The sequence below is a fragment of the Natronomonas sp. CBA1123 genome (assembly GCF_009741925.1).
Lineage (GTDB): Archaea > Halobacteriota > Halobacteria > Halobacteriales > Haloarculaceae > Natronomonas.
This window is the reverse complement of record NZ_WPCC01000031.1, coordinates 1-23,096: the sequence shown is the minus strand read 5'-3', so window position 1 is coordinate 23,096 and position 23,096 is coordinate 1. Positions and strand designations below refer to the sequence as shown.

General features: G+C 64.2%; 22 protein-coding genes and 2 pseudogenes. 5 read left to right on the top strand and 19 right to left on the bottom strand.

Annotated elements, in window-relative coordinates; all coding sequences use genetic code 11:
• Window positions 1-19: 19 nt before the first annotated feature.
• The 9 genes from GJ631_RS19040 to GJ631_RS13075 form a co-directional block, all read right to left on the bottom strand.
• A complete protein-coding gene (locus tag GJ631_RS19040) occupies window positions 20-442 on the bottom strand; it encodes a bifunctional oligoribonuclease/PAP phosphatase NrnA (RefSeq protein WP_370518673.1) in 423 nt (140 codons plus the stop codon).
• Window positions 340-1,473, bottom strand: coding sequence for a DHH family phosphoesterase (locus GJ631_RS19035; RefSeq protein WP_370518670.1), 1,134 nt, complete (start codon window positions 1,471-1,473; stop codon window positions 340-342). Before GJ631_RS19035 ends, GJ631_RS19040 begins: the two co-directional genes overlap by 103 nt.
• Window positions 1,474-1,536: 63 nt before the next feature.
• Window positions 1,537-3,021: an NADH-quinone oxidoreductase subunit N gene (locus GJ631_RS13105; protein ID WP_156709592.1), complete on the bottom strand. Its 1,485-nt coding sequence runs from the start codon at window positions 3,019-3,021 to the stop codon at window positions 1,537-1,539.
• Window positions 3,021-4,553 (bottom strand): NuoM family protein, encoded by a 1,533-nt coding sequence (locus tag GJ631_RS13100; protein ID WP_156709591.1) that lies wholly within the window; start codon window positions 4,551-4,553, stop codon window positions 3,021-3,023. The genes GJ631_RS13105 and GJ631_RS13100 overlap by 1 nt, the downstream gene beginning before the upstream one ends.
• A complete protein-coding gene (gene nuoL / locus GJ631_RS13095; protein WP_156709590.1) occupies window positions 4,554-6,596 on the bottom strand; it encodes an NADH-quinone oxidoreductase subunit L in 2,043 nt (680 codons plus the stop codon).
• A 2-nt stretch (window positions 6,597-6,598) separates the two neighbouring features.
• The gene (nuoK, locus tag GJ631_RS13090; protein WP_156709589.1) at window positions 6,599-6,913 is read right to left on the bottom strand and encodes an NADH-quinone oxidoreductase subunit NuoK; all 315 of its coding nucleotides are present in this window, start codon (window positions 6,911-6,913) and stop codon (window positions 6,599-6,601) included.
• On the bottom strand, window positions 6,913-7,206 hold the full coding sequence (locus GJ631_RS13085) for a hypothetical protein (protein ID WP_156709588.1): 294 nt from the start codon (window positions 7,204-7,206) through the stop codon (window positions 6,913-6,915). Before GJ631_RS13085 ends, nuoK begins: the two co-directional genes overlap by 1 nt.
• Window positions 7,203-7,484 (bottom strand): NADH-quinone oxidoreductase subunit J, encoded by a 282-nt coding sequence (locus GJ631_RS13080; RefSeq protein WP_156709587.1) that lies wholly within the window; start codon window positions 7,482-7,484, stop codon window positions 7,203-7,205. Before GJ631_RS13080 ends, GJ631_RS13085 begins: the two co-directional genes overlap by 4 nt.
• Before the next feature lie 132 nt (window positions 7,485-7,616).
• Complete coding sequence (locus tag GJ631_RS13075; RefSeq protein WP_156709586.1) at window positions 7,617-8,069, bottom strand: cupin domain-containing protein; 453 nt, start codon at window positions 8,067-8,069, stop codon at window positions 7,617-7,619.
• A 172-nt stretch (window positions 8,070-8,241) separates the two neighbouring features.
• Here GJ631_RS13075 and GJ631_RS13070 point away from each other — a divergent pair, with 172 nt between their 5' ends.
• Window positions 8,242-8,904, top strand: a complete 663-nt coding sequence (locus GJ631_RS13070) for a hypothetical protein (protein ID WP_156709585.1) — start codon at window positions 8,242-8,244, stop codon at window positions 8,902-8,904.
• A gap of 251 nt (window positions 8,905-9,155) precedes the next feature.
• Here the strand turns inward: GJ631_RS13070 and GJ631_RS13065 are convergent, their stop codons facing one another.
• The 6 genes from GJ631_RS13065 to purE all read right to left on the bottom strand — a co-directional run bounded on the left by GJ631_RS13065 (window position 9,156) and on the right by purE (window position 14,141).
• Window positions 9,156-9,617 (bottom strand): NADH-quinone oxidoreductase subunit I, encoded by a 462-nt coding sequence (locus GJ631_RS13065; protein ID WP_156709584.1) that lies wholly within the window; start codon window positions 9,615-9,617, stop codon window positions 9,156-9,158.
• Between the two features lie 2 nt (window positions 9,618-9,619).
• Window positions 9,620-10,687 (bottom strand): complex I subunit 1 family protein, encoded by a 1,068-nt coding sequence (locus GJ631_RS13060; protein ID WP_156709583.1) that lies wholly within the window; start codon window positions 10,685-10,687, stop codon window positions 9,620-9,622.
• Window positions 10,684-12,363, bottom strand: a complete 1,680-nt coding sequence (locus tag GJ631_RS13055) for an NADH-quinone oxidoreductase subunit D (protein ID WP_156709582.1) — start codon at window positions 12,361-12,363, stop codon at window positions 10,684-10,686. Before GJ631_RS13055 ends, GJ631_RS13060 begins: the two co-directional genes overlap by 4 nt.
• Complete coding sequence (locus GJ631_RS13050; RefSeq protein ID WP_156709581.1) at window positions 12,360-13,046, bottom strand: NADH-quinone oxidoreductase subunit B; 687 nt, start codon at window positions 13,044-13,046, stop codon at window positions 12,360-12,362. Before GJ631_RS13050 ends, GJ631_RS13055 begins: the two co-directional genes overlap by 4 nt.
• A complete protein-coding gene (locus GJ631_RS13045; RefSeq protein ID WP_156709580.1) occupies window positions 13,043-13,447 on the bottom strand; it encodes an NADH-quinone oxidoreductase subunit A in 405 nt (134 codons plus the stop codon). Before GJ631_RS13045 ends, GJ631_RS13050 begins: the two co-directional genes overlap by 4 nt.
• A 70-nt stretch (window positions 13,448-13,517) precedes the next feature.
• A complete protein-coding gene (gene purE, locus GJ631_RS13040) occupies window positions 13,518-14,141 on the bottom strand; it encodes a 5-(carboxyamino)imidazole ribonucleotide mutase (protein WP_156709579.1) in 624 nt (207 codons plus the stop codon).
• Window positions 14,142-14,293: 152 nt separating this feature from the next.
• Between purE and GJ631_RS13035 the strand changes: the two genes are divergently transcribed.
• Window positions 14,294-15,604: a S8 family serine peptidase gene (locus tag GJ631_RS13035; protein WP_156709578.1), complete on the top strand. Its 1,311-nt coding sequence runs from the start codon at window positions 14,294-14,296 to the stop codon at window positions 15,602-15,604.
• On the opposite strand, the gene GJ631_RS13030 is transcribed toward GJ631_RS13035, so the two are convergent.
• Together GJ631_RS13030 and GJ631_RS13025 are read right to left on the bottom strand one after the other, a co-directional pair.
• Window positions 15,605-16,756: a 5-(carboxyamino)imidazole ribonucleotide synthase gene (locus GJ631_RS13030; RefSeq protein WP_156709577.1), complete on the bottom strand. Its 1,152-nt coding sequence runs from the start codon at window positions 16,754-16,756 to the stop codon at window positions 15,605-15,607.
• Window positions 16,757-16,808: 52 nt separating this feature from the next.
• The gene (locus tag GJ631_RS13025) at window positions 16,809-18,545 is read right to left on the bottom strand and encodes a flippase activity-associated protein Agl23 (protein WP_156709576.1); all 1,737 of its coding nucleotides are present in this window, start codon (window positions 18,543-18,545) and stop codon (window positions 16,809-16,811) included.
• A 125-nt stretch (window positions 18,546-18,670) separates the two neighbouring features.
• Here GJ631_RS13025 and GJ631_RS13020 point away from each other — a divergent pair, with 125 nt between their 5' ends.
• The 3 genes and pseudogenes from GJ631_RS13020 to GJ631_RS13010 all read left to right on the top strand — a co-directional run bounded on the left by GJ631_RS13020 (window position 18,671) and on the right by GJ631_RS13010 (window position 21,008).
• A complete protein-coding gene (locus tag GJ631_RS13020) occupies window positions 18,671-19,387 on the top strand; it encodes a GNAT family N-acetyltransferase (RefSeq protein WP_231753983.1) in 717 nt (238 codons plus the stop codon).
• A gap of 64 nt (window positions 19,388-19,451) precedes the next feature.
• A complete protein-coding gene (gene ribH / locus GJ631_RS13015; RefSeq protein ID WP_156709574.1) occupies window positions 19,452-19,862 on the top strand; it encodes a 6,7-dimethyl-8-ribityllumazine synthase in 411 nt (136 codons plus the stop codon).
• Window positions 19,859-21,008, top strand: a pseudogene (locus tag GJ631_RS13010) (pyridoxal phosphate-dependent aminotransferase). Before ribH ends, GJ631_RS13010 begins: the two are co-directional and overlap by 4 nt.
• Window positions 21,009-21,243: 235 nt before the next feature.
• Here GJ631_RS13010 and GJ631_RS13005 read toward each other — a convergent pair.
• Together GJ631_RS13005 and GJ631_RS13000 are read right to left on the bottom strand one after the other, a co-directional pair.
• Window positions 21,244-22,827, bottom strand: coding sequence for a bacterio-opsin activator domain-containing protein (locus GJ631_RS13005; protein ID WP_156709573.1), 1,584 nt, complete (start codon window positions 22,825-22,827; stop codon window positions 21,244-21,246).
• A 62-nt stretch (window positions 22,828-22,889) separates the two neighbouring features.
• Window positions 22,890-23,075, bottom strand: a pseudogene (locus GJ631_RS13000) (hypothetical protein); the annotation flags it as partial.
• Between the last annotated feature and the right edge of the window lie 21 nt (window positions 23,076-23,096).

Genomic DNA, 23,096 nt, shown 5'->3' with positions numbered 1-23,096 from the left:
AGGCGACGACGCAAAAACCTCACTCAAGCCCGTCGACGCCGATGAAGTCGGCGTAGACGGACGCCGCCGCCCGGTTCAGCGAGATGCCGAGCGTCTCGAAGAACCGCTCGGAGATGGTCTCCTCGATGACCTCGCCGCGGTCGGCCTCGTCGGTCTCCTCCAGCAGCATTCCGACGGGAATCTGTGCGCCGGCCATCTCCGCGTGCCCACCCGCGCTACCGATTTGGCCGAAGGCGTTGCGGAGCACCTCCCCGAGGTCGATGTCGTCGTCCCTGGAACGTGCGGAAACGAACACCATCTCGTCGGTGTAGCCGAAGACCAGCGTCGTCGAGACGCCGTTCATCTCCAGCAGTTTGTCCGCGGCCTGCGGTAGCGCGTCCCTGTCGGCGAGTTCGCCGACACACGTGGTGAGAACGTCTTTTTGTCGCCGTCGGTTGACGATGGCGTTTGCGACGATGTCCAACGTTTCCCCGGTCGTACTCGGCGATTCGATGCGTTGGATGGCGCTTCCGTCGACGAACTCGACGAGGTGGGCGGCGGCGTCGAAGTCCGCCTCGGCACTTCGCGGCTGAACGCCTTCGTGTCCGTCCGGACGCCGTACAGCAATCCCGTGGCGAGCGCCGCGTCGGGGTCAATGTCGAGATGGTCGAGATAGCCGAGTATCAGCGTGCTCGTCGAGCCAACGTCGCTTCGTAAGTCGACGAACCGCGCCTCGATGGGCGCCCGTGGCGGGTGGTGGTCGACGACGATGTCGACGTCGGTGTCCTCGGGGAGGCCGTCGTTGACACCGGGTCGGGAGTGGTCGACCAGCGCGAAGCCACCGAACTCCGAGAGGTCCGATTCCGGCGTGAGGTTCCGAAGGTCGTACTCGAGGAGGTTCACCAGCGCTCGGTTCTCTTGGTGGTTGATGTTGCCGTAGTAACACGCTTCGGCGTCGGTGCCGGCCGCCTCCGCGATTCGCTTGAGACCGACCGCCGACGCGATGGCGTCGGGGTCCGGGTTGTCGTGGGCGACGACTGCGAGCGTACCGTCGATGTTCCGGAGAACACGCTGGAGCCGACGAGTCCTGATACCCCCGTCCCCGGCGCGGTCGAGGAGGAACTCCGTCGTCGGGTCGGTGTACGTCACGACTCGGTCGGCACGCGCCTCGATAGCAGCGGTGTCGCCGGTGGCGTCGGGAGCGACACACGCGAGAACGAACGCGTCGGGGTAGGCCTCCCGAGCGACGCCGACGAAATTCCGGGTCTGCTCGGGGTCGTCGTGGGCGACGATTACCGAATCGACCTCGCCGGCGACGGTCCGAACCGCGGCCGGGTCGGTCGTATCGACACCGCGGGCGTCGATGCCCGCGTCACGGAGCGTCTTCGCGCGGCGCTCCTCGTCGACCAACACCAGAAGCGACCCCGGCCGGTCGAGTAGTCGTTCGACGAAGGAGCGGCCGACCGAGCCACACCCCAACACCAACCGGTCCATACCCGTGCTGGGTGGCCGACGGTCTAAAGCGTGCTGGGACGACCGCGAAAAGAGGGACCCGACTTACAGGAGCGCGGCCGCGGCGTCGAAGGCCGCACTGTCGAAGACGAGGATGCCGGGCAACAGCGCGACGGTCACGACGGCGGCGGCGACGATGGCCACGTACAGCGCCGTCGGGTAGCGTTCGATTTCACGCGGCTCGTCGGGTTCGTCTATCCACATCGCCTTGACGACCCGGCTGTAGTAGAACAGGCTCAACGCGCTGTTGACCGCGAGGACGGCCCCGAGCCACCAGACGCCGGCACCGACCGAGCCGACGATGAGGAAGTACTTCGAGAGGAAGCCGCCGCCGACCGGCAGCCCCGCAAGCGAGAACATGAAGACGGTCATGGCGACGCAGGCCACCGGCGCCTCCTTCCCGAGGCCGTTGTAATCCCGGAAGGTGCGACCGACGTTCCAGTACTCCGCCAGCGCGACGAAGAGGAACGCGCCCGTGTTCATGAAGCCGTAGACGAGCAGGTGCAACATGCCCGACCCGAGGACGAGCCCTTGGTCGCCGAGGCCGGTCAGCGCCGCCAAGGCGATGAGGACGTAGCCGGCGTGGCCGATACTCGAGTACGCGAGCATCCGCTTGACGTTCTCCTGTGTCGCGGCGGCGAAGTTACCGAGCGTCATCGTCAGGACCGCGAGAACCTGGAAGGCGAGCACCCAGTCGACGCTTCCGGCGACCGAATCGATGGGGAAGGCGACGACGAAGACGCGGAAGGCGACGACGAAGCCGGCGGCCTTCGAGGCCGACGACAGGAACGCCGACACCGGGGCGGGCGCACCTTCGTAAGCCTCCGGCGCCCAGAAGTGGAACGGGACGGAGGCAGTCTTGAACGCGAAGCCACCGAGTACCATCAGGATACCGATGCCGAAGACGCCGGTGTACAGTTCCGAGGCCTCTCCGGCAGCGGCCGCCACGTCAGGCAACAGCAGGCTCCCGGTCGCGGCGTAGATGAGCGAGATACCGTAGGCGAGTATCGACGACGACAGCGCGCCGACGAGGAAGTACTTCAGCGCCGCCTCGACCGAACCGCGGTTCGTCTTCAGGTACGCCACCAGGGCGTACGACGGCAGCGAGGCGAGCTCCAGGGCGACGAACACGACGGCGAGGCTGTTGGCGGATGCCATCAGCGACATCCCCGTCGCCGCCAGCAGGATGAGCAGGTAGTACTCGGCCTTGTGCGGGAGGTCCTCGATGTAGTCCGCCGAGGCGAGTCCGACCAGTGCGGTCACGCTCCCGAAGATGAACGTGAAGACGAGGCTCATCCCGTCGACGACGAGTTGGCCGCCGAACAGTTCGACGCCGGAGTCGGCCGTCCCGGACAACAGCAGGGCCGCCGAGATGACCATCGCGACGGCCGCGCCGGCCGTCGTGACCGCCGCCAGCAGCGTGTCGTGTTTGCTCTCGGGGTCGAACGAGTCGATGACGAACAGCAACATCGCCGAGACGACGAACGCCCCAGCGGGTGCCAACAGGAGCCAATTACTGACGTGTTCCATCAGATACCACCTCCGAGGGTAGCGACGATGTCAAGCGTTGCGTCCTGAATCGACTCGAAGAACACCATCGGTGCCGAGCCGAGCAGGATGATGAGCAGGACGAGCGTCACCAGCGGCACCACATCGTGGAGCGCCGCCGGCCCGATTTCGTAGTCGGTTTCGAGCCGGAACGGCCCGAACAGCGACCGTTGCATCGCCCACAGCAGGTAGCCAGCGACGATGACGATGCCGAACATCGCAACCGCCGTGAACAGCGGCGCGTACGGAAGCACCGTCGACTCGAAGGCGCCGAGGAAGATGAACAGCTCGGCGGCGAAGCCGGCCATCAGCGGCAGGCCCATGTAGGCGAAGGCGCCGGCGACGAACACGCCCGCGGTGACGGGCATCTTCTCGGCCATCCCGGCCATGTCGCCGACCATGCGCGTGTGCGTCGTGTTGTAGATGACGCCGACCGTCATGAACAGCAGCCCCGAGATGAGGCCGTGGGCGACCATCTGGAACGTCGCACCGCCGACGCCGTAGACGGTGTAGGCGATGAGACCCAGGATGACGTAGCCCATCGAGGACACCGACGAGTAGGCGACGATGCGCTTGAGGTCCGACTGTGCCAGTGCGAGCATCGCACCGTAGATGATGGAGATGACCGCGATGACGGCGATGGGAATCGCCAGTATCTCGGCCTGTCCGGGCAGCATCGTGAAGTTGAACCGAAGCAGTGCGTAGGTCCCCATCTTCAGCAGGACGCCGGCCAGCATCACCGACGCCGGGGTCGGGGCCTCGACGTGGGCGTCCGGCAGCCACGTGTGGAACGGGACGACCGGCACCTTCACCGCGAAGCCGAGGAACATCGCCACGAACGCGGCAAGCGCGAGCATGTCGGGTCCGATGATGCCGAGGCTACCGAGTTGGCCGGCCCGCAACGCCTGTGCGATTTCGGGCAAGCCCGTCGAGGAGACGGAGTCGCCCAGTCCGAACACCAGCGCGAAGTAGCCGATGAACATCACCAGCGACGCGATGTTGGTGTAGACGAAGAACTTGATAGCGGCGTACTTCCGGCGCGGACCGCCCCAGACGCCGATGAGGAAGTACATCGGGATGAGGACGGCTTCCCAGAAGACGAACCACAGCAGGAAGTCAAGCGCTCCGAAGACGCCGATGAGGCTGGCTTCGAGGAACAGCATCAGCCCGTAGAACTGGCTCTGCCGTTCGTCGATGGGCGTCCACGCGCTCAGGATGGCCAGCGTGGTTAGAATCGTCGAGAGGACGACCAGCGGCAGCGAGATGCCGTCCAGCCCCATGTGGTAGTTGACCGTGTAGGAGCCCAACTGGAGCCACTGGGCGAACGTCTCGTAGGCGATGTCGCCGCCGAGTAAGGCGTTACCGCTGCCGTCGAAGGCGAGATACATGTACAGCGAGATGGCCAGCGGCGGGAGACTGAAGCCGACCGCGAGTTTGTGTGCGAATCGGTTGGGGGCGACGAAGACGACCGCCGCACCGAGGAGACACAGCGCGATGAGGGCTTCTATCAGCATCTAGAACCACCCCCCGAGCGCCGCGAAGACGCCCAAAAGCACCAGCAGGCTGAGAACGATGAGCGCCGCGTAGTTGGTCACGATACCCGTCTGGAGCCGACGCAGGCGGTCGCCGGAGAACAGGCTCACGCTGGAGACACCGTTGACGACGCCGTCGATGACGCCCTGGTCGAAGGTGTCGGCGGCTCCCGAGAGCCGCAGCGTGAGGCCTTCGGCGAGCCACACCTGGTATTCGTCTTGGTAGTAGTTGTGCATGAGCAGCGTCTGCAGACCGCCGAGTTTCTCGGTGTGTCGAGTCGGTTCGGCGCCGCGATACAGCGCGAAGGCGAGTCCCGCACCCAGAAGCGCCAAGCCGAGACTGGCACCGGCGCCCGCCAGCAGCGTCACGATTTCGCCGCCGCCGATGGTGCCGACCGAGTAGCCGGCGTAGTCGTGTGTGAGGCCACTGTAGTGGTGGGAACTCGTCAACAGCGCCTCGGGGCCGGAATCGAGGAACTGATGGAGGAAGTCGACCTCCAGTCCGGTGAGTTTCTTAATCGGAAGCGGGTTCAGGAAGCCGATGACCGCGGCGAGAATCCCGAGGACGGCCAGCGGGAACTTGACGTTCCAGCGGACGCCATGGGGGTCCTCGGCGGTATCGGAGCGGGCCTCACCGTGGAAGGTGAGAAGCACCATCCGGATGGTGTAAAAGCCCGTCAGGAAGACGGCTGCCAGCCCCATCGCGTAGGCACCGAGCAACAGGGGGCTACCGCCGAGGCCGTGGACGAGCGCCTCGTACAGCACTTCGTCTTTCGACCAGAAGCCCGAGAACGGGAAGATGCCGGCGAGCGCCAGCGACCCCGAGAGGAACGCGAGATACGTCACGCGCATGTGGTCTTTGAGGCCGCCCATGTCCCACATGTTCTCGTTGTGATGCATCGCGATGATGACCGACCCGGCGCCGAGGAACAGCAGTGCCTTGAACACCGCGTGGGTCGTCAGGTGGAAGAACGCGGCGACGTAGCCGCCGGTCCCGAGTGCAAGCATGATATAGCCGTACTGGCTGATCGTCGAGTACGCCAGCACCTGCTTGATTTCGTTCTTGACGACGCCCATCGTCGCCGCGAACAGCGCCGTGAAACCGCCGACGAAGGCGATGACCGCCAGCACCGTCGGCAACAGCGCGTAGAAGCCGTACATCCGTGCGACGAGGAACACGCCGGCGGCGACCATCGTCGCGGCGTGAATCAGCGCCGAGACGGGGGTCGGACCCTCCATGGCGTCCGGCAGCCACGTGTGGAACGGGAACTGGGCGGATTTGCCCATCACGCCGCCCAACACGAGCAGTCCGAGAATCGCGAACCACGTCGCTGGCTCGAAGCCGAAGGTGTTGACCGCGTCGGCGGTCGTCTCCGGGTTCAAGACCGTCTCCGCGAGCGCCGGGAAGCCGTTCTCTCCGGCGAACTGTGCGGTGCCGAACGTCGTCAGGACGCCGACGACGCCGACGAGGAAGAAGTAGTCACCGAATCGGGTGACGAGGAACGCCTTCTTGGCCGCCGACGGCGGGCCCGCACGGCGGAACCAGAAGCCGATGAGGAGGTACGAACACAGCCCCACCAGTTCGAAGAACATGAACGCCATCAGCAGGTTATCGGAGAAGACGAAGGCGAGCATGCTCGCGGTGAACAGCCCGAGGCTGGCGTAGTACCGTGGCAGCCCCGTCTCGCCCTCGTCGTTCATGTAGCCGAGCGAGAAGACGTGAACGAGGAAGGCGATGAGCGAAACGATGACCAACATCGCCGCCGACAGCGGGTCGAGAAGCAGTCCGAACGTCAACTCGAACGGCACGTCGCCGCCGACGAACGTGTACAGCGTCTCGTTGTACGTCTCGCCGAGGAAGACGGTGACGAGGACGGCGATCGAGAGGCCGAGCGACCCTGCGGTCGCGATGATGCCTGCGAGGGCGCCCTTCTTCGGCATGTACTTGCCTGCCAACAGTGCGACGACGAACGACACGAACGGGAGCGCGGCGATAGCCGGCGCGTATGCGAATACTCCTGCCATAATTACCACTTGAGAGTCGTTGCTTCCGTCACGTCGACGCTATCGAAGTTGCGGTACAACACGAGGATGATGCCGATGCCGATGGCGACCTCGGCGGCGGCCAGCGCCATCACGAACAACCCGAACACCTGTCCGGTGAGGTTCCCCCAGTAGAACGCGAACGCGATGAGGTTGATGTTCGCCGCGTTGAGCATCAACTCGACGCTCATTAGGAAGATGAGCGCGTTCTCCCGGGTCAGGATGCCGAAGATGCCGACACAGAAGACGGCGGCCGACAGCACGAGGTAGTACTCGGCCGGAACGGCTCCGAGCACCATCAGGAATCACCCTCCTCGTCCTTCTTGGCGAGCATGACGGCGCCGTCCAGCGCCGCGTCCAACACGATTGCGATGGTGATGAACGACACGAGGAAGCCCTCGCTGGCGAAGTCGCCGGCATCGAGGTTGAACATCGCATAGCCGATGGAGCGGGTTATCGACCCCTCGGCGAACCCCGTGGCGGTGCCGAATCCCGACGTGAGGAACACCGCCGAAAGGAAGCCAAACAGGGCGACGGCGAGGATGCCGGCGGCCTTGCTCGTTTCGGTGTGGAGCTGTGGGCGCGTCGTCATTGTGCCACCTCCTCGGCTTCGGGAGCGGGCTCCCGACGAACCAACATGACGGCGAAGGTGATCAGGATGAGCACCCCACCGACGTACACGAGTACCTGCATCGCTGCCAGGAACTCGGCGCGTAACATCACGTAGTGGACCGCGACGGATAGCAACGCTACACCCAACAGTAGCGCGGAATGCCACACGTCACGGACCAACACGACGCCCAGACTCGCTCCGACGGTCAACAGAGCGAACAACAGGAACGCCAGTGTCTCATACGGTACTACAGCCATTGTTTACCTCTCCAGTCGGGTTCCCTTTGAAGATTTCCGTTTCCGCCCACGTATCTCCGTACGAGCGCGCACGCGAGGGGCGAACAAGGTTCTCCGATATCCGTCGTATAAAAAGAGTCGCCGTGGGCCGGTCTACATCTCGACGACGTTGCCACAATCCGGACACGTGAGCGTCACGCCCGACTCGTCGACCTCGGTGACGTGGTAGTCGGCGCCGCATTCGGCACACGGGAGCTTCGCGCGCGTCTCCCCCATCCCCTTGGGCGCGCCAAGCGCCAGCGCGCGCACCCGGTCGTCACTCTCGTTGCGACCCTCCTGATACTCTCCCGGCCCGAACCGGACGACTTCGTCGGGGCCGACCTCGTAGTCCTCGTCCGGCGTCTGGAACGTCGCTGTCCCGTCCATCACGTAGAACACCTCCTCTTGGTCCATGTGGGTGTGCATCCCGCCGGAGAAGGACTCTCCCGGCGCCAACTCGTAGTAGTTCAGCGCCATATCCGAGAGCCCGAGCGGTTCGGTGGCGTGTTTCTGTACGTCCGCGACGCGCGGGTCGTTGTCCAACTCGTCGATGGATACTTTCTCCATGGCGAGCGAGTGGTATCGTGCGTTCGTGGTAAGTTTTGACATTGCGCGCCGCGATTGCCGGAGTTCGTCATTAAGCAGACTACCTCTATGCAAAGTGCATCTCGGAACCCACAGTCAGACGGATGGATTCATTCGACCTAGGCTATTTATTATCTGCTTATGACATGCCAACATGCGACTTCATGAGGCACAGCGCCGATTTGGACTTCTCTTTGGGATGGCCGCCTTTGCAACCGGATTGCTACTGACCCACTTGATTACACCATCTGGATTCATCAGTGATGCACCACGCTGGCAGGCCGTGACTTGGTTGTATCTTAACGCTCATGGGGTCCCGATAGCGGCTTCGAACTTTCAGCAATTTGCGTGGGGGCAGTCGATTGATTTGATGGGTCGGTATCAGGTCCCCTCCTCAGTGACTGCTATCCCGATATTACTATCGACTATTTATGTAATCGTTACAATTGATGCAATCGGTTATACTACTAGATTCAAACACATACTAGAAAACGGCGCGTATTTGCTTCTCGGTTATGTGCTAGCCAGCGGAGCTGGGGTGGCAGTTTCAGGCGCTCGGCCAGCAGTTACCCTATTGATTGTACTCTTTCTTGGCACTGGGGGTGCGATATATATCGGGAGTATCGTTGTCCAAAATTTGACCGGTGGACTCCCGTTCTTTGGCGTTGTTACACTTGGAACCGTACTTATCACCGGATTGGTGATTCTCATCGGTGGCGTAACAATTGTCTTGGCCTTCCTCCCAATCGTCGTTATAGGTGGAATCGGGGTTCTGAGTGGGTCAATTCTATCCTACATTGCTCGGAATGTGAACTGATTTCCCGGCTATCCTGCCAGAGAGTGATTCAGGATATGCCGTGATTTAAGTGAATAAACCGTACGAGCCCGATTGAACAAAATAACAAGGGCATCCGCGAGGCGCGCGAAGCGCGCCGAGCGGTTCTCCGCGCCGACCAACGGGAGGCGCGGGACCGAGACCCGACCGTAGGGAGGGTCGAAGTGTCTTTTTCATCGAAGTTTTTGCCGGTCGCTCGCCGTCAGCGAGCGACCGTGCAAAAAGTTCGGGGTCTATTGATAGTCGACTTCCCCTTCGCCTTCCCCAATCCAGGCACCACGATCGGGTTCCCGGGAGGCGAGGGGGTCGATGTCCTTGAACCACGGGACGTTCTTCAGTTGCTCTTTGTTGTAGGCGAGGTCGTCCTTCGTGTCGCCCGTGAACTCGAAGTTCTGGGTGAGCAGGATGGCGTCGACGGGGCAGACCTCCTCGCACAGTCGGCAGTAGATACACTGGCCGATGTGGAGGTTGTACTCCTCGCCGTTGCGCTGGTCGTCCGTGATAATCTGGATGGTGTCGTTCGGACAGACGTTCTCACACTGTCGACACCAGATGCAGCGCTCCTGGGAGAACTTGTGGACGCCGCGGAACCGCGGCGACACGTCGGGCGTCTCCTCGGGATACTGGACGGTGAACTTCTCGCCGTCCAGGGCGTGTTTCATCGTCGTTGCCATCGATTTGAGCATTCCGATCATGGTTAGGCAATCACCCCGACGATAACGGCGGTGAGGACGAGGTTCGCGAGGGCGAGCACGAGCATGCCCTTCCAGCCCACCTCGATGAGCTGGTCGATTCGGAGCCGCGGCAGCGCCGAGCGCGCCCACTGCGTGAACAGGAAGACGGCCCAGATCTTGATGATGAACCACAGGATGCCCGGCAGCACCGGACCGGCGGGGCCACCGAGGAACAGCGTCGCGATGATGGCGCCGCCGAGGAAGATGTGGATGAACTCACCGAGGTAGATGAGCACGAAGTACGCACTCGAGTACTCGGTCTGGTAGCCGGCGACGATTTCGGTCGGCGCCTCCGGGATGTCGAAGGGGTTGCGGCCGACCTCCATCAGGTTCGCGACCATGAACAGCACGAACGCGAAGGGGTTGACGAAGACGTACCACGACGGAATCGCGACGCCGCCGAGGGAGACGAGCGTCTCGGTCTGTGCGGCGACGATTTCGCTCATCTGCAGCGAGCCGGCAAAGAGGACGACCGACGCCGCGATGAGCACCAGCGGAATCTCGTAGGCGAGGTTCTGTGCGACCGCGCGCAGACCGCCGAGCATCGAGAACTTGTTGTTCGACGCGTAGCCGGCCATCACCAGCCCGACCGAAGCGATGGAGGCGACGGCGAAGACGTAAACGAGGCCCGCTTCGGGGTCAGCGAGGTGGATGCCGTTACCCATCGGGATGACGGCGAAGCCCAGTAGCGCGGAACTCGCGATGACGATGGGTGCGAGGTCCCACGCCGGGCGGTCGACGCCCTCGGGGACGATGAGCTCTTTCGACAGCAGTCGGACCGCGTCGGCGACGATGATGAGCAATCCGGCGGGGCCGATGCGGTTGACCGCATAGCGGTCCGTGAACGCGGCGGTAATCTTCCGTTTGGCCCACGGACCGGCCAGTGCCGTCATCGTCAGCATCAGCGTGCCGACGAGCGCCGCGCCGATGAACGACGCGATGAACGTCTCGCCGGGGCCCATCTCGGTGCCGAACCCCAGCAGGTCGCCGATGATGTCGGGCAGCGGCGTCTGGGTCTGGGCCGGAATCATCGGTCCACCTCACCCAGGACGATGTCGAGGCTGCCCAGCGACGCGATGAGGTCCGGGATGTACTCGCCTTCGGTCATCTCTCGCAGCGTGTGCAGGTTACAGAAGCACGGACTTCGAATCTTGAACCGGGCGGGCTTGTCGGTGCCGTCCGAGCGCATGTAGATGCCGAGTTCGCCCTTCGCGGCCTCGACACCGCGGTAGATTTCGGTGTCGGGGTCGGGCTTGAGCGTTCGCGGAACGTTGGCCTGAATCGTCCGTTCCTCTTCGGGCCACTCTTCGAGCAGGTCGACACACTGCTCGATGATCTTCGCGGACTCCTCGACTTCGCGCATCCGGACGAGGACGCGGCTGTAGTTGTCACAGCCGTCCTCGGTGATGACGTCCCAGTCGAGTTCCTCGTAGTAGCCGTAGGGGTCGTCGCGGCGCAGGTCGATGTCGACGCCGGAGCCACGGGCGACGGGGCCGGTGGCGCCGTACTGTTTTGCGACCTCCGGCGGGAGTTCGCCGGTGTTGACACACCGGAGCTGGAAGATTTCGTTCGAGGTGATGAGGTTGTGGTACTCCTGGGTCTTCTTCGGAAGCCCATCGAGGAAGTCGCGGACCTTCTCGAAGAACTCCTCCCGCGGTTCGGGGATGTCCCACGCGACGCCGCCGAGGCGGAGGTAGTTGAACATCAGTCGCTGACCGGTGAGGTCTTCGAGGATGTCCTGGACGACCTCGCGGTCGCGGAAGGCGTACTGGAAGACGGCGGTGAAGTCACCGAAGACGTCCAGCGCGAACGTCCCCAGTGCGAGCATGTGACTCGCGATGCGGCACAGTTCCGCGGACATCGTCCGGATGACCTGTGCGTACTCGGGCACCTCGATGTCCGCCATGTCCTCGGCCGCGCGGGCGTAAGCCCACTCGTTGAGGATACCGGCGGAGACGTAGTCCCAGCGGTCCGGGTACGGCATAATCTGGTGCCGGTAGGTGGACTGCTGGCACATCTGCTCCTCACAGCGGTGGAGGTAGCCGATGTCGGGTTCCACGTCGGCGATTTGCTCGCCGTCGAGCACCGTCTCGACGTGCAGGACGCCGTGAGTGGCGGGGTGGTGCGGTCCGATGTTGATGAACATCGTGTCGGACTCCGACCCCTCGCCGCGCTGGTCCGGCTCCAGGGGGTTGGCGTGTTCGCGGAACGGGACGACCTGCGGTTTCTCGGGATTGTAGTCCTTCCCGAGGGGGTGTCCTTGCCAGGTCTCCGGCAGCAGGATGCGACGCAGGTCGGGGTGGTCGGCGTACTCGATGCCCACGAGGTCGTAGGCCTCCCGCTCGTGCCAGTCGGCCGTCCGGTACACTGCCTCGCCGGACTGGCTGACCGGTTCGTCACGCGTGGTGGGAACGACGACGCCGACCTCCTGTGTCGGGTCGTCGTACTTCTTCAGGTGGTAGATGGACTCGTAGCGGTCCTCGTACTCCTGGGCGGTGACACACGAACAGTAGTCGAAACCCGCCTCCTCGCGGAGCGCACCGAGGGCTTGCTGTACCTCGTCGGGGCGGACGACGAACGCCGGTGCGTTGACGTGTTCCTCCCGGCCGATGACGGCGTCGCCGAGCAGCGCCTCGAGTTCGGCGTAGTCGACGTTGCCGTCGGGCGTTTCACCGACGTCCGTGGGTTTTGGTTCTTCCAGACTCATGGTGAGTTCGCCCAGTTGTACCGCATGACGAGGTCATCCTCGTCGATTTCGTCTGCGAGATGCTGTACCAACTCGTCGCGTTCGAGGTCGCCGAACTGTTCGAGTTCGTACGGTTTGACCGTCACCGGCGACGTTTCGCCGTTGGCGACTCGCTCCTGCAGTTTGGCGATGCCGTAGATGAGCGCCTCGGGGCGCGGCGGACAACCGGGGACGTGGATGTCGACCGGGATGACCTCCTCTGCACCCTTGATGACGTTGTACCCCTCCTGGAACGGCCCGCCGGAGATGGTACACGACCCCATGCCGACGACGAACTTCGGTTCGGGCATCTGGTCGTAGACGCGCTTCATCCGCGGGGCGAACTTCGAGACGATAGTCCCCGGGACGATAATCACGTCGGCCTGTCGCGGGGAAGCCCGCGGCACACCTGCGCCGAAGCGGTCGAGGTCGTGCTTGATGGCGTAGGTGTGAATCATCTCGATGCTGCAGCATGCAATACCGAACTGCAGCATGAACATCGACGAACCCCGGACCCAGTTCATGAACTTGTCGAACTTGGTGAGGATGAACGGCGAGGAGCCGAAGGCCTCCCGAAGTTTCGAATTGAACCGGTTGTCGACGCCGTCGCCCATCCGGGCTTCCTGCGTCGAGACTGTGTCGTGGATTTCCTGTTCGCTACTCATAGTTCACTCTTGATTTCCGCACGTTCGCTCTTGACCCAGCGAACGGCACCGTTGCGCCACGCCCACCCGAGTCCGATAACGAGAATCGCGAGGAAGACGAGCATCGGGCCCAACACCGGAGTCAGTCCGAACTCGGCTACTGCGTCGCTGTAAATCAGTGCCCATGGGAAGATGAGCACCGTCTCGATGTCGAAGACGACGAACAGCAGCGCGATTAGGTAGTACTGGATGTTGAACCGAATGCGCGTATCGCCCGTCGGAATCTCGCCGGATTCGTAGGTGGCGCGTTTACCTTGCTCGGGCACGCTCGGCCGGAGGAGACTCGATATCCCGATCATCGAGAGGGGTATCGCGACTCCCACCAACGCCAGCGCCCCGACGGCGATCCATGGATTGCTCATCGCTTCTGTATCGTATGACGGTTAGGAACACCGATACATAAGAGTTGATTTGTCCGGCGGCGACGCCGACTCACTGCCGATTTTCGCGGAACGCCTCGGTTCCCTCGCGGTGAAGTGCCATCGACACCTCGCCGACGCCGTCCTGAAGGTCGTCGTGGTACGCTTCCAGCCGGTCTTCCAGTTCCGGATGTGCGCGCGAGAGCGTCTGGACTGCCGACAGCGCCGCGTTGAACGACTTGCCCGCATCGACGGCGACGATGGGGGCGCCCGTCGGCATTCCGATAACCGAGTCGACGGACTTCTCCTGAACTGGGACGCCGACGACTGGAATCGGGTAGGCGATGGAGGCGGTCATGTTCGGAAGGTCAGCCGATTTCCCGCCCGCACCGGCGATGATGACATCGAGTCCGCGCTGCTTGGCCGTCTCGCCGTAGACGTACATCAACTCGGGCGTCCGGTGGGCCGAAACGACGAACGTCTCGAAGGTGAACTTCGATTCCGGCGGGTCGTCGTAGTCGGTCACTTCCTCGAAGCCGAGTTCAGTCAGCGCCTCGTAGGCCCCGTACATGGTGTCGAGGTCCGAATCCGACCCCATGATGATGCCCACGTCGGGCGTCTCCTCGTCGGAGCGGTCCGCCTCGGCTTCGGCCTCCAGTAGGTCGATAACTTCCTGTACCTCCGCAGAGCGTGTCATACGCGTGTCCCCGAAGGGAGGGCGCTTTGTCGTTGTGGTTGCGCGTGGGTCGTGTCACGACATATCCGTGTGTCCGACTACAGAGGACACAAAAACCACCACACATCGACGGCGGTGAAATTACGACAGTAGAGCCGTCGAATACAATCGAAATGCATCGCAGACGGACGTTTCTGAAAGGCGCTGGAATCGTCGGAGCGGCCGGCATCGTCGGAGTCGGCAACGTAACGGCGACGACGGCGACGGGAATCGACGACGCACTCGACCTTACGGGTGGTGTACAGGACGCGATTGCCGTACTGAACGCCGACGCGGCAGTCGAGGCACTCGCCGAGGAGATAACCAGTCTCGATGTCGACGCCGAAAGCCGAGCGTTCGAGGTGTTGCCGCTCGTGTACTTCCGAGCGCCGGGACCGGTCGTCGAGACGGTCGCCGAACTCGACGGCGTTCGCTACGTCGCCGCCAACCGCGAGTTGGAGTACTACAACGACGACGCCGCGGAAGTGACAGACGTGAACGCCGCCCGGTCGACCCAAGGCGTCGACGGGTCGGGAACGCACGTCGCCGTCATCGACAGCGGCATCGATGCCCTACATCCCGATTTGACCGTCGAGAACAACTACCAGTGGGCGGGCAATCCCATCGGGTCGCCGACGCTGTGGGTGCCGGCCCACGACCTCGACACGGACGAGCTCGGCCACGGTACGCACTGCTCGGGCACCGTCGCCGGACGGAGCGACACCGACGGCGGGATGGCTCCCGGCGCGTCGCTGACGGGGTACTCGACCGGCGCGGCCGTCTCCGTGTTGAAGTCGGCCGCGGCGTTCGACCACCTGCTCGCGAATCACGCCGACGCCGTCGACGTGGTGTCGAACTCCTACGGCGCGGCCTCGGGTGCCGATTTCGACCCGAACGCGCCGCTGAACGTCGCAACCGAGACGGCCACCTTCGATGAGAACCTCGTCTGTGTCTTCGCCGCCGGCAACGACGGCCCGAGTTCGAACACGCTGAACGACTACGCGAAGGCGCCGTGGGTGCTCGGCGTCGCCGCGACGAACGACGACAAGGCGCTGATGGACTTCTCCTCGCGCGGGCGACCCGGCGGAAAACACGACCGCTCGGCCGCTCTCGAGGACGGGACGGGCATCTACCGCCCCGGCGTCGCCGCCCCCGGCAACCAAATCAACAGCACGATGTCGCCGACCGACATCCTGCAGGCGACTTCGCCCGACACCGACCCGTTCTACGCCGCGATTTCGGGTACGTCGATGGCGTGTCCGGTCGTCTCCGGCGTCGCCGCGCTCATGCTCGAGGCCGCAAGCGGCACGCCCGACGCTCTCGAAGTCATCAGAACCATCGAGGCCACCGCCGACGACATCGGCTTCGACCCCTACGAGACCGGCCGCGGGTTCGTCGACGCCGACGCCGCCGTCGACCGCGCCGCTTCGGGCGACTGGGCCTGACTACTCGAAGGTCAGCCCGTCGCGCAGTTCTCGCGTTTCTTCGAGCAGCCCCGAACAGTCCGTCGCATCGTCGTCGACCAGCGTGATGTGACCCATCTTCCGGAGCGGCCGGACCTGCCGTTTGCCGTACCAGTGCAGCGACGCCTTCGGCGATTCGAGGACTGAATCGGTTCCCGACAGAGTCGCGGTTTCGGGTTCGTCTACGTCCCCGAGCAAATTCGCCGTCACGCTCGGGCCGCGGCGCTCGGCCGAACCGAGCGGCCACCCCAACACCGCTCGGACGTGCTGTTCGAACTGCGAGGTTCGTGCGCCCTCGATGGTCCAGTGTCCGGAGTTGTGCGGGCGGGGAGCGATTTCGTTGACGAGTATCTCGCCGTCGACTTCGAACAGCTCGATACCGTAGACGCCGCGGCCGTCGAGGGTCTCCAGTACCTCGAAGGCAACCTCGCGGGCGCGCTCCCTCGTCTCGGGGTCGGTACGCGCCGGCGACGCCGTCTCTCGGAGAATCTCCTCCTCGTGAATTGTCTCGGTAACGGGGTAGGCACGAACCTCCTCGGCACCTTTCACGCCCATCACCGCGAGTTCGCGCTCGAAGTCGACCATCTCTTCGGCCAGAGCGGGGCCGCCGAGGGCGTCCAGAACCGCTTCGGCCTCCTCGGGACCTTTGGCTGGCATGTTCCCGCGGCCGTCGTAGCCGCCCTGCCGTGCTTTACACATCAGCGGCCAGCCCAACTCCTCGCCAGCCGCGCGCAGGTCCTCGGCGTCGTCGACCCGCCGGAACTCGGGGACCGGAATTCCGGCGTCGGCGAGCGCGCGGTTCTGGACGAGTTTGTCCTGAATCGTCCGCAGGGTGTCGGGGTCGGGATGGACCGGCGTGTCCGTCTCCTCGCTGACCCGCTGCATCTCGTCGGGGTCGGCGAGTTCGATTTCGAAGGTGAGCACGTCGACGCGCTCGGCGAGTTCCCGAATCGCGTCGTAGTCGTCGAAGTCGCCGACGATTTGCTTGCGGACGACCGGTGCGGCCGGACAGTCCGGTGTCGGGTCCGAGACGACCAACTCGACGCCCAGCGGGCCGGCGGCCTCGCCCATCATCCGTCCGAGTTGTCCGCCGCCGACAACGCCCAGCGTCGCGGCTGGCGTGGTGTGGTTCATATGTACCTCCGGGCGGCCACCGGCCGAGAAAGTTGCTATCTGGAGTGAGCGGTCACTCCAGCCGCGATTCGTCGACGTAGAAGACGAACGGCGTGTCGAAGGTCCGCATGAGGTGGACGCGAGCCTCGTAGCGGTCGTCGATGCGCTCGTCGACGGCACCCCGCTCGTCGGCGTGGACGATGACGACCGGCGGGTTCTCCGCCAGCGCCGACTCGAGCGTCCCGTTGTCGGGGGCACAGTTGACGTTCATTTCGCCCGCTTCGAAGTACCACGGCAGCGGCAGCGAATTGAACCAGTTCGAACACGTCGGCCGCCGCTCCAACTCCTCGTTGCCGGTCGGGTTGTAGAGGTGCTCGCCGTACAGCACCACGTCAGTCCCCTCGTTTTGGTCGGCGAGCGTTCGCATGTCGGTAAGCGTCGGTTCCACGTCGCCGGAGGGCTGGGCGTACTGGACGAGGGGGTTGTCGTCGGATTTCGGGTCGGCAAAGCTCGTCGCGTAGCCGGTCCAGGCCATCGACCCGACGAGGACGATGCCGAGGAGGACGACCAAGGCCACACTGACGGTGTCGTCGTCGAGTTGGGCGTCCCGGCCCCACCGATAGAGGATGCCGAGTCCGTAGGCGGCCGGAATCGCCAGCGGCAGGACGATGTGGACGACGAGCCACGCCGACCCGCCGATGTCGGTGATGAAGGGGTAGCCGACGAGCGAGGCGGCCCCCCAGTAGAAACTGAACGAGACGAGGTCGTCGGGCCGGTCGGCGGCGTACAGCGTGACGGCGAAGCCGACCAGCGCCAGCGCGACGAGCGCAGTCGAGGATTCGGCGGTGATGAGCGCCATCTCACCGAGGTATTCGAGGTAGGGGTTGGGGTCGTCTGTTCGGGGTGTAATCCACTGACAGCCGTACAGTTCGGCGGTCGAACCGAGCGTAAACGCGAAGAGATGCGGGAGTTCCAGCGGGTTCGCGAGCGCCTCCCCGAGCGTCGGCGCGGCGGCCACGTCGAAGTACCCATCGTAGCCGCTGCAGGAGCGGTAGTACAGCCCCTGTGAGGGGAGGCTTCCGCGCGGCGCGTACACGTACGTGACAGTCACGAGAAACAGCGCGACGCTGCCGGCGATGGAGCGAGCGTGACGGACGACGCTGCCGAGCGCCCACGCGAGATACTGCCGGAGAACTGCCATCGGGGACTGCTCGGCGAACCGGGCGAAGAGGAGGCGGTGATGAAGGAGCAGGACCGTCGCGCCGACGAACGCAAAGAGGTACGCCAGCACGTTCTCCTTGGCACCGAAGCCGACGGCGAGGGCGAACGTCGCCCCGTAGAGGTAGCGGCCGTCGTCGAAGTCGATAGCCCGAACGAAGCAGGCGAAGGCGAAAAACGAGAAGGTGGCCGCGAGGATGTCGCTCCGCATGAACCGCGAGAAGTACAGCAACACGGGGTTCAACGCGAGCAACAGCGCCAGCGAGACGACCGTCTCGTCACGCAATCGGTGTCGGAACAAAAGCGCCGCGAGCGGCAAGAACCCGCCGACCAGTGCGGGAAACAGCCGCATCACGAAGTCGGTCGCGCCGAGCAACTCGAACAGCGGCGCGTTGACGAGATGCAACAGCGGGCCGTGGATGATAGGTCGGTAGAACGTCTCCCCCGAGGCGGCGTAGTCGGCAATCCAGTAGGCGACGCGACCCTCGTCCCAGTGGGCGACGCGACTGCCGAGAAAGGCCAACCGGAGGACAATCGAGACGACAGTGAGACCGAGAACGGCGAGCAGCGTTCTGTCGCGACGAACGTTCATCGCCGGTACCCAGACGCCCAGGGATTAGAATCCTTCTGGTCCGTAACTAGCTGTGTGATAACACGTAACAAGACTCAAGTCGGTCCGGGCCCAACCTCTTCGAGACCATGTCGAGCGAACGCCCCATGTTCGAGACCCGTGACCGCAGAGAACTGTACGATTTTATCGACTCACGCGGTGAGGTGACCTACGACGACCTCGTCGAGTCGGACCTCCTGACCGACCCCGACCGGTATCGGCAACTGGTCGCGGTGATGAAACGGGACGGCATCCTGGAGGAAGACGACGGGACGCTCCGGCCGGCGCTGGACGCCGGAACCGAAGAGACACACCACATCGACGGGACGGAGGTGACCATCCGACCGGCGAGACAGGAGGACATCTCCGGCATCCTCGGTGTGATGCGACAGGTAGCCGAGGAGAAACGGTACATCGTCGCCGAGGACGTAGCCGAGCAGTTGTCGAGCGACAGCGCCCTCGTCCGCCAAGACCTCGAAGACCAGCGGTTCTTCGTCGCCACGATAAACGACGAGGTCGTCGGGTGGTGTGCCGTCGAGACGCCCCGAATCGACAAACTCGCCCACACCGGCGAACTCACCCTCGGCGTCCTCGAGGAGTACCGGGGACGAGACATCGGCAGCCACCTGATGCAGCGGGCGCTGTCGTGGGCCTCGAAAGCCGGCTTCCATAAGGTGTACAACAGCATTCCGGCGACGAACGCCGCGGGCATCGAGTTCCTCGAAGAACACGACTGGAACACCGAAGCCATCCGCCGGGACCACTACCGCATCGACGGGGCGTTCGTCGACGAAGTGATGATGGCGCTGCAGTTGAACGACTGACCGTCGCCGGCCGTTCGGCGGTCGTTTCGGCAGTTCTTTTAGGCGCCCTGACCGAGCGACAGTCATGGTAGCGCTCGGGCTGGTAGTCGCGCAGTTCAACAAAGAGCGGCCGATTACCCACGAGATGGAGGACCGCGGACGGGCGGCCGCCGACGACGCCGGTGCCGATATCGTCGAAACTATCGAGGTACCGGGGGCCTACGACACGCCGCTGGCTGCCGACCGACTGGCACGCCGGGAGGACGTCGACGCCGTCGCCGTCCTCGGTGCCATCATCACCGGCGACACCGACCACGACCAGGTCATCGCCGACGCCGCCGCACAGGGGTTGACCGACGTATCGTTGGAGCGGGACACCCCGGTCGCCTTCGGCGTCATTGGCCCCGGAATGAGTCAGGCGGAAGCCGAAGAACGAATCGACTACGGAGCGACCACCGTCCGGAGCGCTATTGAACTCGCAGAGGAACTACAATGACAATGGATTTCGCAGACCGCCTCGAGCGCGTCGAACCGAGTGCAACGCTCGCTATCAGCAACCTCGCATCGCAACTCGAAGCCGACGGCGTCGACGTCGTCGACCTCTCGGTGGGTGAACCCGACTTCCCGACGCCGGCGAACGTCGTCGACGCGGGCAAGCAGGCCATCGACGACGGCCACACCGGCTACGCCCCCTCCAACGGGATTCCCCCGCTGAAGGAAGCCATCGTCGAGAAACTCGACGGCGACGGCCTCGACTATTCGACCGACGAAGTCATCGTCACCCCCCGGCGCCAAACAGGCGCTGTACGAGACGTTTCAGGCGCTCATCGAAGAGGGCGACGAGGTCGTCCTCTTGGACCCAGCGTGGGTGAGCTACGAGGCGATGGCGAAGATGGCCGGCGCCGACATCTCCCGCGTCGACCTCTCGGAACACGACTTCCAGTTAGCGCCGGCGCTCGAGGAACTGGCGGCGACTGTCTCCGACGACACCGAATTGCTCGTCGTTAACTCGCCGTCGAACCCCTCCGGGGCGGTGTTCGGCGACGACGCCCTCGAGGGCGTCCGCGACCTCGCGGTCGACCACGACATCACCGTCATCTCCGACGAGATTTACGACGCTATCACCTACGATACCGAGCAGACCTCGCTGGGCTCTCTCGACGGGATGGGTGAGCGGACGGTGACCATCAACGGCTTCTCGAAAGCCTACTCGATGACCGGGTGGCGACTCGGCTACCTCGCCGCGCCCGAACCGCTCGTCGAGCAGGCGTCGAAACTCCACAGCCACTCGGTGTCGTGTGCGACGCACTTCGTCCAGTACGCGGGCGTCGAGGCGCTGGAGAACACCGACGACGCCGTCATCGAGATGCGCGAGGCCTTCGAGGACCGTCGCGACATGCTCGTCGACCTCTTCGCCGAGCACGGCAAGGACGTCCCGGTTCCGGACGGCGCGTTCTACATGATGCTGCCGGTCGATGACGACGACCAGGCGTGGTGTGAGGGCGCAATCGAGGACGCCCACGTCGCCACCGTTCCGGGGAGCGCCTTCGGAACGCCCGGCTACGCGCGACTCTCGTATGCGGCCAGCGAAGAGCGCCTCCGCGAGGGCGTCGAGCGGTTGGCCGACGCCGGATACCTGTAGTCGGACCGAGTACTACACCGAGGCGTTTCTCACGGGAGACGACCGTAGAACGGAGAGGTTCAGGGCCGGCGGAGAAGTGCATCCCACCATCCCAGACGCCGGCGAGTCGAAGACCTCGATGGAGGGCGACGACCGTCTTTTGCGGCCGCGACGGGTTCGGCGACCACCCCCACCGCCGAATCCCGAGTGAGGTCTCCACCTACGTCTGGCACCCACTGCGGTATGAACAGTTCTTCTAGTCCTCTAGATGCTGGAGGTACGCTTCGACGAGCGCCTGCTGTGCGTGGCGGAGGTGGTAGTGAAACGTCGGGGAGCTGATGTCCATGGTGTCGGCGATGTCCTCGGCGGTGGCGTCGCGCGGCCACGAGAAGTACCCGCCGAAGAAGGCGTGTCTGAGCGCCGCCTCCTGTTTGTCTGTCAGTCGGTCGTCGACGCCGTGGTGGAACGCCTCGACGGTCCGAACCGGGCGCTCGACCTCGTGTTTCGACACCAACTCGGCGTCGTAGAACTCCTTGGCCGCCTCGACTATCGGGCGAGGGGCCGCATCACCCGGAACTTCCGCGACGAAGGTGGTCTCTCCGTCCCGAGCCTCGAGAGAGACTGGCGACGCGCCGGCCTCCAGCAGTCGACGGATGAGGGAGTCGGTCGTCACGACCTCGAAGACGCCATCGTCGCCGTTGGAGCCGACGTACTCCGCGGAGTCGACCGTCGGCGTCTCCTCGGCAATCGCCTCGACCCGCTCGGGCGGGAGCCCCGAGACCGTAATGTAGTGGCGATACCGGTCGGCGCCCGCCGGAGTACTCCACTCGTGTCGACAGGGACCGTCAGCGAGCGTCGACACGGACGCGAGGAACGCTTCGGGACTCTCGATGCGGAAGGTGAGTCGCGTCGCGCTGTCGGAGAGAAGCAGGCGTTCGGTCTGGACGGCGTTGATGGCGAAGCCGACGATTTCTCCGAGGCGTCGGAACGCCGCCTGCTCGCGGTCGTTGAACGCCTCGGACCGCGAGGAGTACACGACGAGGACCCCCAGGACGTTCCCCCGGTGGACCAACGGAACAGCGACGCCGGATTCGATGCCGCGCTCGACGGCCGCTTCCCGAACGGGGTCGGGGAACGACAGCTCCGGGATTTGCTGTGCCGCCTGGGGTTCGCCGGTGTCGAGCGCTTTCTGTGCTGGCCGAGTCCACTCGAGGTCGTTGAGTTCATCCATTACTCCGAGGAAGTCCTCACCGACTCCGATGCCGGTCTCGGGCGTTATCGTCTCCTCGGGCGTGTTCCGTCCGACCCACACTGCCCGATACAGTTCGGAGGCGGCGAGTCGCTCACACACCGTCGATTCGATTTCCTCCCTGCTCGCAGCGTCGACGATACCTCGGATGACACCGTGAACCGTCTCGCTGATTCGGTTCATCGTGTCGAGTTCGTCGCGCTGTCGCCGGAGGGCAGCCTCTCGGTCGTGGCGAAGCGAGATGTCACGGGCGATGCTGACGAGCACCGTCTCGTCGCTAACCTCCAGGACGGTGCTGTTGAACTCGTGGGGAATCCGTCGGCCGTCCGTCGTTAGAACGTCGAACTCCATCGTATACCCCGGTGGGAGCGACTCGAAATCCGCGAGAGCTTCCCTCGCGTCGACGCGCTGCTCGGACGGGAGCAGGTCGAAACCGTCCATCTCCGAGAGTTCCTCGTCGTCGTACCCAGTCACCTCCCGGACCTGGTCGTTCCACCACAGCAGCCCGCCATCGAGATCCAGAATGTACACTAAATCCGGGAGTGATTCCAACAGTTTCGCCGTCGACGCGTCGATATCGAGTTCCGACATATCCCACCCTACCCGCGACTCACGACGCTAAAACAAAAAACAGCCGGCTGGGGGTTCGACAGTCAGTCGTCGAGTGCGTCGGCGACGCGCTCGAGTTCGCGTCGGATGTCGTGGAGCTCGTCGCGGACCTTCCGGACCTCACGGACGAGCTCTTCGTTGTCCTCGCTTTCGCCGCGGGCACCGGGGCCGCCGGGGCCACCACCCATACCGGGAGCGCCGCCCGGACCGCCGCCGCCCGCATCATCGCCGCCCTAGTCTACTCTCGGGCG

Excerpts from the sequence above, each read along its gene's own strand:
- GJ631_RS19035 (WP_370518670.1), bottom strand. The coding sequence starts at position 1,473 with ATGGACCGGTTGGTGTTGGGGTGTGGCTCGGTCGGCCGCTCCTTCGTC.
- GJ631_RS13105 (WP_156709592.1), bottom strand. The coding sequence starts at position 3,021 with ATGGAACACGTCAGTAATTGGCTCCTGTTGGCACCCGCTGGGGCGTTC.
- GJ631_RS13100 (WP_156709591.1), bottom strand. The coding sequence starts at position 4,553 with ATGCTGATAGAAGCCCTCATCGCGCTGTGTCTCCTCGGTGCGGCGGTC.
- nuoL (WP_156709590.1), bottom strand. The coding sequence starts at position 6,596 with ATGGCAGGAGTATTCGCATACGCGCCGGCTATCGCCGCGCTCCCGTTC.
- nuoK (WP_156709589.1), bottom strand. The coding sequence starts at position 6,913 with ATGGTGCTCGGAGCCGTTCCGGCCGAGTACTACCTCGTGCTGTCGGCC.
- GJ631_RS13085 (WP_156709588.1), bottom strand. The coding sequence starts at position 7,206 with ATGACGACGCGCCCACAGCTCCACACCGAAACGAGCAAGGCCGCCGGC.
- GJ631_RS13080 (WP_156709587.1), bottom strand. The coding sequence starts at position 7,484 with ATGGCTGTAGTACCGTATGAGACACTGGCGTTCCTGTTGTTCGCTCTG.
- GJ631_RS13075 (WP_156709586.1), bottom strand. The coding sequence starts at position 8,069 with ATGGAGAAAGTATCCATCGACGAGTTGGACAACGACCCGCGCGTCGCG.
- GJ631_RS13070 (WP_156709585.1), top strand. The coding sequence starts at position 8,242 with ATGCGACTTCATGAGGCACAGCGCCGATTTGGACTTCTCTTTGGGATG.
- GJ631_RS13065 (WP_156709584.1), bottom strand. The coding sequence starts at position 9,617 with ATGATCGGAATGCTCAAATCGATGGCAACGACGATGAAACACGCCCTG.
- GJ631_RS13060 (WP_156709583.1), bottom strand. The coding sequence starts at position 10,687 with ATGATTCCGGCCCAGACCCAGACGCCGCTGCCCGACATCATCGGCGAC.
- GJ631_RS13055 (WP_156709582.1), bottom strand. The coding sequence starts at position 12,363 with ATGAGTCTGGAAGAACCAAAACCCACGGACGTCGGTGAAACGCCCGAC.
- GJ631_RS13050 (WP_156709581.1), bottom strand. The coding sequence starts at position 13,046 with ATGAGTAGCGAACAGGAAATCCACGACACAGTCTCGACGCAGGAAGCC.
- GJ631_RS13045 (WP_156709580.1), bottom strand. The coding sequence starts at position 13,447 with ATGAGCAATCCATGGATCGCCGTCGGGGCGCTGGCGTTGGTGGGAGTC.
- purE (WP_156709579.1), bottom strand. The coding sequence starts at position 14,141 with ATGACACGCTCTGCGGAGGTACAGGAAGTTATCGACCTACTGGAGGCC.
- GJ631_RS13035 (WP_156709578.1), top strand. The coding sequence starts at position 14,294 with ATGCATCGCAGACGGACGTTTCTGAAAGGCGCTGGAATCGTCGGAGCG.
- GJ631_RS13030 (WP_156709577.1), bottom strand. The coding sequence starts at position 16,756 with ATGAACCACACCACGCCAGCCGCGACGCTGGGCGTTGTCGGCGGCGGA.
- GJ631_RS13025 (WP_156709576.1), bottom strand. The coding sequence starts at position 18,545 with ATGAACGTTCGTCGCGACAGAACGCTGCTCGCCGTTCTCGGTCTCACT.
- GJ631_RS13020 (WP_231753983.1), top strand. The coding sequence starts at position 18,671 with ATGTTCGAGACCCGTGACCGCAGAGAACTGTACGATTTTATCGACTCA.
- ribH (WP_156709574.1), top strand. The coding sequence starts at position 19,452 with ATGGTAGCGCTCGGGCTGGTAGTCGCGCAGTTCAACAAAGAGCGGCCG.
- GJ631_RS13005 (WP_156709573.1), bottom strand. The coding sequence starts at position 22,827 with ATGTCGGAACTCGATATCGACGCGTCGACGGCGAAACTGTTGGAATCA.